7 protein-coding genes are annotated in these 7,374 nt (G+C 73.9%); 3 read left to right on the plus strand and 4 right to left on the minus strand.

Translation table 11 applies throughout. From position 1 onward, the window contains the following. The 4 genes from G3I53_RS33945 to G3I53_RS16695 form a co-directional block, all read right to left on the minus strand. A partial coding sequence (locus G3I53_RS33945; protein ID WP_239063945.1) for a DUF2510 domain-containing protein occupies positions 1-184 on the minus strand: 184 nt, incomplete at its 3' end. A gap of 255 nt (positions 185-439) precedes the next feature. Continuing rightward, the gene (locus G3I53_RS16685; protein WP_164335417.1) at positions 440-1,222 is read right to left on the minus strand and encodes a 3-oxoacyl-ACP reductase; all 783 of its coding nucleotides are present in this window, start codon (positions 1,220-1,222) and stop codon (positions 440-442) included. A 6-nt stretch (positions 1,223-1,228) separates the two neighbouring features. Beyond that, the gene (locus G3I53_RS16690) at positions 1,229-2,656 is read right to left on the minus strand and encodes an aldehyde dehydrogenase family protein (protein WP_164335419.1); all 1,428 of its coding nucleotides are present in this window, start codon (positions 2,654-2,656) and stop codon (positions 1,229-1,231) included. 10 nt (positions 2,657-2,666) lie between these two features. Next, entirely contained in the window at positions 2,667-4,037 is a 1,371-nt protein-coding gene (locus G3I53_RS16695; protein ID WP_164335421.1) for a glutamine synthetase family protein, read from the minus strand. 84 nt (positions 4,038-4,121) lie between these two features. Here G3I53_RS16695 and G3I53_RS16700 point away from each other — a divergent pair, with 84 nt between their 5' ends. From G3I53_RS16700 to G3I53_RS16710, 3 genes are all read left to right on the plus strand, one after another. After that, positions 4,122-4,856: an FCD domain-containing protein gene (locus tag G3I53_RS16700; RefSeq protein WP_164335423.1), complete on the plus strand. Its 735-nt coding sequence runs from the start codon at positions 4,122-4,124 to the stop codon at positions 4,854-4,856. A 172-nt stretch (positions 4,857-5,028) separates the two neighbouring features. Next, entirely contained in the window at positions 5,029-6,477 is a 1,449-nt protein-coding gene (eat, locus tag G3I53_RS16705) for an ethanolamine permease (protein ID WP_164335425.1), read from the plus strand. A 29-nt stretch (positions 6,478-6,506) separates the two neighbouring features. Next, the gene (locus tag G3I53_RS16710; protein ID WP_164335427.1) at positions 6,507-7,208 is read left to right on the plus strand and encodes a gamma-glutamyl-gamma-aminobutyrate hydrolase family protein; all 702 of its coding nucleotides are present in this window, start codon (positions 6,507-6,509) and stop codon (positions 7,206-7,208) included. The last annotated feature ends 166 nt before the right edge of the window (positions 7,209-7,374 follow it).

The raw sequence follows: 7,374 nt of genomic DNA on the forward strand, positions 1-7,374 counted from the left end.
CGCCGGGGCCGCCCGGACCGGCCGGAGCGCCCGGAGCCGGCACCGGACCCCCCGGTGCCCCCGGCACTCCCGGTGCCCCCGCGGCCCCCGGGGCGCGCCGGTGCTCGGTCCAGGCGGTGCCGTCCCACCAGCGTTCCAGGTGCGGGGCGTGCGGGTCGCGGTACCAGCCGGGTGGGGGCGTCATGCTCATCCCGGCACTGTAGGGGGACGGACGGGACGGTGACGACCGGCGCTAGAGGCCGTGCCCTTCGGATCACTCCGACCGGATCGGCGGCGCCTTGACAGTTGCCGGTGAGCGGGGCTTGGTGCGTGCGGCTGCAAGGCGGAGGAGGGCGCCGATGCGGAGCATCGGCAACCGACGACAACGCGGCTGGGGGTGCCCCCTCCGGGGGAGTGCGTGCCGAGCCCCGCGGCCCCGGGGAGATCCGAAAGACACGGCCTATAGCGGTGTGACATACGCCCCGGAGATCCCGCCGTCCACCAGGAAGTCGGTGGCGTTGACGAAGGAGGAGTCGTCGCTCGCCAGGAACGCGACGGCGGCGGCGATCTCCCCGGCCTCGGCGAACCGGCCCAGCGGAATGTGCACCAGGCGGCGGGCGGCGCGCTCCGGGTCCTTGGCGAACAGCTCCTGCAGCAGCGGGGTGTTGACGGGGCCGGGGCACAGGGCGTTGACGCGGATGCCCTCCCGGGCGAACTGCACGCCGAGCTCGCGGGAGAGGGCGAGCACGCCGCCCTTGGAGGCGGTGTAGGAGATCTGGCTGGTGGCCGCGCCCATCCGGGCCACGAAGGAGGCGGTGTTGATGATGGAGCCCCGGCCCTGGCGGCGCATGTGGGGGATGGCGGCCTTGCAGCACAGGTAGACGGAGGTGAGGTTGACCTCCTGGACCCGCTTCCAGGCGTCCAGGCCGGTCTCCAGGATGGAGTCGTCGTCCGGCGGGGAGATGCCGGCGTTGTTGAAGGCCACGTCGACGCTGCCGTAGGTGTCGTACGCGGTCCGGAACAGGGCCTCGACCTGCTCGGGGTCGGTGACGTCGACGTGTGCGTAGAGGCCGCCGGTCTCCTCGGCGACCGCCTTGCCCCGCGCCTCGTCCACGTCGCCGCAGACCACGTGGGCGCCCTCGGAGGCGAGCCGGTGGGCGGCGGCCCGGCCGATGCCGCTGCCGGCGCCGGTGACGACGGCGGTGCGGCCGGCCAGGCGGCGGCAGATGACTTCTTCGCTCATGTGCGGTCAGGCCTCCGTGCTGATGAAGACGTTCTTGGTCTCGGTGAAGGCGTCCAGTGCCCCGGGGCCGAGTTCCCGCCCCACGCCGGACTGTTTGAAGCCCCCGAACGGGGTCCAGTAGCGGACGCTGGAATGGGAGTTGACGGACAGGTTCCCGGCGCGGACGGCCCGGGACACGCGCAGGGCGCGGCCGACGTCCCGGGTCCAGACGGAGCCGGACAGGCCGTAGTCGGTGGCGTTGGCCAGGCGGACGGCGTCGGCCTCGTCGTCGAAGGGCAGGACGACGGCGACGGGGCCGAAGACCTCCTCGACGGCCACCCGGGCGCCGGGGTCGACGCCGGTGAGCACGGTCGGCGGGAACCAGTGGCCGGGGCCCGCCGGTGCCTTGCCGCGGATGCCCGGCAGGTCGTCGGGGACGTAGGAGCGGACGCGGTCCAGCTGGGGCCGGGAGATCAGCGGGCCCATGTCGACGCTCTCGTCGGCGGGGTCGCCCACCCGGACGGCCTCGACCGCCGGGGCGAGGAGGTCCAGGAAGCGGTCGTGCACGGAGCGCTGCACGAGGATGCGGGTGCGGGCGCAGCAGTCCTGTCCCGCGTTGTCGAGGAAGGACATGGGGGCGGCCGCCGCGGCGGCCTTCAGGTCGGCGTCGGCGAAGACGATGTTGGGGCTCTTGCCGCCGAGTTCGAGGGTGACGCGCTTGAGGTGGTCGGCGCCCCTGGCCCACACCCGCTTGCCGACGGCGGTCGAGCCGGTGAACACGATCTTGGCGACGCCGGGGTGCTCGACGAGGGCGTTGCCGGTGACCGGGCCGTGTCCGGGCAGCACCTGGAACAGGCCCTCGGGGAGCCCGGCCTCCAGCGCGAGTGCGGCCAGGCGCAGGGCGGTGAGCGGGGTGGCCTCCGCCGGTTTGAGGAGGACGGCGTTGCCGGCGGCGAGCGCGGGGGCGGTGCCCCAGGCGGCGATGGGCATCGGGAAGTTCCAGGGGGCGATGACACCGACGACGCCGACGGGTTCGGGGAAGGTGACGTCGATCCCGCCGGGAACCGGGATCTGGCTGCCCGTCAGGCGTTCCACTCCCCCGGCCGCGTAGTCGAGCAGGTCGCGGACGTTGCCGGCCTCCCAGCGGGCGTTGCCGAGGGTGTGTCCGGCCTCCCGGACCTCCAGGCGCGCCAGTTCCTCGCGGTGGGTGTCGACAGTGGCCGCGAACCGGCGCAGCAGGCGGGCCCGGTCGCCGGGCGGGAGGGCCGCCCAGGCGGTCTGCGCCCGGGCGGCGCGCAGGACGGCGGCGTCCACCCCCGCGGGGCCGACGGCGTCGACGGTGGCGATCACTTCCTCGGTGGCGGGGTTGGCGACCCGGAGCTCGGACGGGTCCTGGGGCTCGGACGGGGCCCGGAGCTCGGACGGGGCCTGGGGCTCGGATGACTCGTGGGACACGGTTCGGGCCTCACATGCGTTCGAAGGAGCGGCGCAGTTCCCAGTCGGTGACCGCGGCGTCGAAGGCGTCCACCTCGACGCGCGCCATGTTCAGGTAGTGGGCGACGACGTCGGCGCCGAAGGCGTCCTTGGCGAGGGCGCTGGTCTCCCACAGTTCGGCGGCCTCGCGCAGGGTGGTGGGGACGTGTTCGTAGTCGGCGGCGTAGGCGTTGCCGGGGCAGGGGTCGGGCAGCTGAAGTCGCTGCTCGACGCCGTGCAGTCCGGCGGCGACCATGCCCGCCACGGCGAGGTGCGGGTTGACGTCGCCGCCGGGGAGGCGGTTCTCGAAGCGCAGGGAGGGGCCGTGGCCCACCACGCGCAGCGCGCAGGTGCGGTTGTCGCGCCCCCAGGCGACGGCGGTCGGGGCGAAGGAACCGGGCTGGAACCGCTTGTAGGAGTTGATGTGGGGGGCGTAGAGCAGGGAGAACTCGCGCAGGGCGACGAGCTGCCCGGCGAGGAAGTGGCGCATGACGTCCGACATGCCCTCCGGGTCCTCGGCGGACTCCGGCATGACGCTGCGGCCACTGGCATCCGCGAGGGAGAGGTGGATGTGGCAGGAGTTGCCCTCGCGCTCGTTGTACTTGGCCATGAAGGTGAGGGAGAAGCCCTCCTGGGCGGCGATCTCCTTGGCACCGGTCTTGTAGACGGCGTGCTGGTCGCAGGTGACCAGGGCCTCGTCGTAGCGGAAGGCGATCTCGTGCTGGCCGGGGTTGCACTCGCCCTTGGCGGACTCGACGGTGAGCCCGGCCCCCGCCATCTCGTTGCGGATGCGGCGCAGCAGCGGCTCGATGCGCCCGGTGCCGAGCACCGAGTAGTCGACGTTGTACTGGTTGGCAGGGGTGAGCCCCCGGTAGCCGACGTCCCAGGCCTGCTCGTAGGTGTCCCGGAAGACGATGAACTCCAGCTCGGTGCCGACCTGGGCGGTGTGTCCGAGGGCGGCGAGGCGGTCCAGCTGGCGGCGCAGGATCTGGCGGGGCGCGGCGGCGACCGGGGAGCCGTCGGCCCAGGCCAGGTCGGCGACGGCCATGGCGGTGCCCGCGTTCCAGGGCAGGCGGCGCAGGGTGTCGAGGTCGGGGAACATGGCGAAGTCGCCGTAGCCCGTCTCCCAGGAGGACATGGCGTAGCCGTCGACGGTGTTCATGTCGGCGTCGACGGCGAGCAGGTAGTTGCAGCCCTCGCTGCCGTGCCGGAGCACCTCGTCGAGGAAGAAGCGCGCGGCGAACCGCTTGCCCTGGAGCCGCCCTTGCATATCGGGAAAGGCCAGGACGACAGTGTCGATCTCACCGCTCGCGACGAGGGCGCGCAGTTCCTCGACGCCGAGTGGTGGTGTGCGGTCTGCCACGGGGAGCCTCCTTCGGCTTCTTCGGCGGGCCGGGAGCCATAAGGTATTGCCGGGAACCATTGCTTGGGAAGGGGGCGCGACCACATGCGGGAGGGTTCGGCCGGAACGGTCGGGGACCGGCTCGCGCCGGTGCTGCGGCCGGTGCGCGCGGGCAACGGCTTCGAGGAGGCGCTGGAGCAGATCCTCCAGGTCGTGCGCCTGGGCCTGGTGGCCGGCGGGGAGCGGCTGCCGGCCGAGCGGGAGCTGGCGGAGCGGCTGGGCATCAGCCGGGTGACGCTGCGCGAGGTGCTGAAGGTGCTGCAGGACCAGGGGCTGGTGGAGTCCCGGCGGGGCCGTTACGGCGGCACGTTCGTGCTGCCCCGGCCGACCGACACCGGGGAGGGCGAGCTGCGGCGGCGGATCGCCGAGGTGGACATCGAGGACGTGCTGCGGTTCCGTGAGGTGCTCGAGGTGGGGGCGGCGGGGCTGTGCGCGGCGCACGGCCTGACGGGCCGGCAGGCGGAGCGGCTGCGCGAGGCCCTGGCGGGCACACGGGACGCGCCGCTGGCGGAGTACCGGCGGCTGGACACGCTGTTCCACCTGACGCTGGCGGAGCTGTGCGGGTCGCCGACGCTGACGGCGCAGTACGCGGCCGTGCGGGCCACCGTCAACGATCTGCTGGACTGCATCCCGCTGCTGGTGCGCAACCTGGAGCACTCGCAGCAGCAGCACACCGCCCTGGTCGAGGCGGTGCTGGAGGGCGACGCGGACGGGGCGCGCGAGGTGATGCGCGAGCACTGCGCGGGCACCGCCGCGCTGCTGCGGGGGTTCCTGGCCTGAGGGCGGCGGCGCCCGGCAACGCGGTGTTTACCGCGCCGTGACGCGCGGGGGCTTGCGCTCCCGGTGTCCGCGCCAGGAAGGTATGGGCCCGTAAAGGTCTGGATCCGCTCCATTGCCGGCGCCGCTGCATCGGCGGCGTCCTGCTTCCGTCGCCGCGTCTGGGGAGTCCTCCGTGAGCCTTCCGTCCACCTCCCGTGCCTCCGCCCCCGCCGAACCGGACGACTACCTGGACCGCCGCAGGCTGCGCCGCGGCAGCGCCGGCTGGCTGCTGCTGACCGGCCTCGGCGTCGCCTACGTCGTCTCCGGCGACTACTCGGGCTGGAACTTCGGCCTGGCCGAGGGCGGCTTCGGCGGCCTGGCGATCGCCATGGTGCTGATGGGCACCATGTACGCCTGCATGGTCTTCGCCCTGGCCGAACTGTCCTCGATCCTGCCCACCGCGGGCGGCGGCTACGGCTTCGCGCGCCGTGCGCTCGGCCCCTGGGGCGGCTTCCTCACCGGCACGGCCATCCTGATCGAGTACGTCCTCGCGCCCGCCGCGATCTCCATCTTCATCGGCGACTACGTGGAGTCGCTCGGCCTGCTCGGCCTGCAGTCGGGCTGGCCCGTGTACCTGACCTGCTTCGTGCTCTTCATCGGCATCCATCTGTGGGGCGTCGGTGAGGCACTGCGCTTCAGCTTCGTCGTCACCGGCATCGCGGTGGCGGCCCTCGTCGTCTTCGCGGTCGGCGCGCTGTCCGCGTTCGACGCCTCTTCCCTGGACGACATCCCGGTCGACGGCTCGGCCTTCGGCGCGAACTCCTGGCTGCCGATGGGGCTGCTCGGCATCTGGGCCGCGTTCCCGTTCGGCATGTGGTTCTTCCTCGGCGTGGAGGGCGTCCCGCTGGCCGCCGAGGAGACCCGGGACCCGGCCCGCACCCTGCCGCGGGCGATCCGCTGGTCGATGGGCATCCTGGCGGTGCTGGCCGTGGTCACCTTCGTGGCCGCGGCCGGGGCCCGGGGGTCGGCCGCCGTCCAGGACGCGGGCAATCCGCTGGTGGAGGCACTCCAGCCGGACGGCCGGGCGACCGGCCTCAGCCGGATCGTGAACTACGCGGGGCTCGCCGGTCTCGTCGCGTCCTTCTTCTCCCTGATCTACGCCGGCTCGCGCCAGCTGTTCGCGCTGTCCCGGGCCGGCTACCTGCCCCGGTTCCTCTCCCTCACCAGCCGCCGCAAGGCTCCCTGGCTGGGGCTGCTGGTGCCGGGCGCGATCGGCTTCGCGCTGGCCGCCGGGACCGGCAACGGGGCGCGCATGCTGAACGTGGCCGTGTTCGGGGCGACGATCTCGTACGCGCTGATGTCGCTGTCGCACATCGTGCTGCGCCGCCGCGAGCCGGAACTGCCGCGGCCGTACCGCACCCCGGGCGGGGTGCTGACCTCGTCGGTCGCCCTGATGCTGGCCTGCGCGGCGCTGGTGGCGACGTTCCTGGTGGACGTGACGGCCGCGTTCATCGCGCTGGCGGTGTACATCGTGGCCGTGGCCTACTTCGGTCTGTACAGCCGCCGGCACCTGGTGGCGAAGGCCCCGGAGGAGGAGTTCGCGGCACTGGCCGCGGCCGAGGCAGAGTTGTCCCGGGACTGACGGGACTGACGGGACGCGACGGAGGCGGCATGGCGGACGACGGGCCACTGATCGGCATCAGCACGTACGCGGAGCCCGGGGTGCGCTGGGGCGCGTGGCAACTGGACGCGGCGCTGCTGCCCGCCGGGTACCCGCGGCTGGTGCAGCGGGCGGGCGGACTCGCCGTGATGCTGCCCCCGGACGCACCGGAGCGGGCCGCGGCGACCGTGGCCCGCGTCGACGGTCTGGTCGTCGCCGGCGGCCCGGACGTCGAACCCGTCCACTACGGCGCCGAACCCGACCCGCGCACCGGCCCGCCCGCACGGGTTCGGGACGCCTGGGAGCTGGCGCTGATCCGGGCGGCCCTGGACCTGCGGATCCCGCTGCTCGGCATCTGCCGGGGCATGCAGCTGCTGAACGTCGCCCTCGGCGGCACCCTCGTCCAGCACATCGACGGGCACGCGGGGGCGCCGGGCGTCTTCGGCAGCCACCCGGTGACCCCGGTGCCGGGCACCCGCTACGCCGGGCTGGTGCCCGAGGTGAGCCCCGTCACGGCCTTCCACCACCAGGCGGTGGCCCGCCTCGGCCGGGGCCTGATCCCGTCGGCCCACGCGGCGGACGGCACGGTGGAGGCGGTCGAACTGCCCGCCCCCGACTGGGTCCTGGGCGTCCAGTGGCACCCGGAGATGGCCGAGGACCTCCGCGTCATGCAGGGCCTCACCCGAGCCGCCGCCCACCGCATCGCGGCCTGAGCGCCTCGGACGGCCGGTTCCCGGCCGGACGGGCCGGACGCGCTCGCCCGTGCCGCCCGCCGCGGCCACCAGATCCGCATGCGGCCCGCGGACCCCGTGACCCGCCACCTCACCAGCCGCCCCCGGCGCCGCACCACACCCGCCCGAAGGCAACGAACCGCGCACC

The sequence above is a fragment of the Streptomyces sp. SID14436 genome (genome assembly GCF_010548465.1).
In the GTDB taxonomy this organism is placed as follows: Bacteria; Actinomycetota; Actinomycetes; order Streptomycetales; family Streptomycetaceae; genus Streptomyces.

Coding starts and splice junctions, on each gene's coding strand:
- G3I53_RS16685 (WP_164335417.1), bottom strand. CDS start 1,222: ATGAGCGAAGAAGTCATCTGCCGCCGCCTGGCCGGCCGCACCGCCGTC.
- G3I53_RS16700 (WP_164335423.1), top strand. CDS start 4,122: ATGCGGGAGGGTTCGGCCGGAACGGTCGGGGACCGGCTCGCGCCGGTG.
- G3I53_RS16710 (WP_164335427.1), top strand. CDS start 6,507: ATGGCGGACGACGGGCCACTGATCGGCATCAGCACGTACGCGGAGCCC.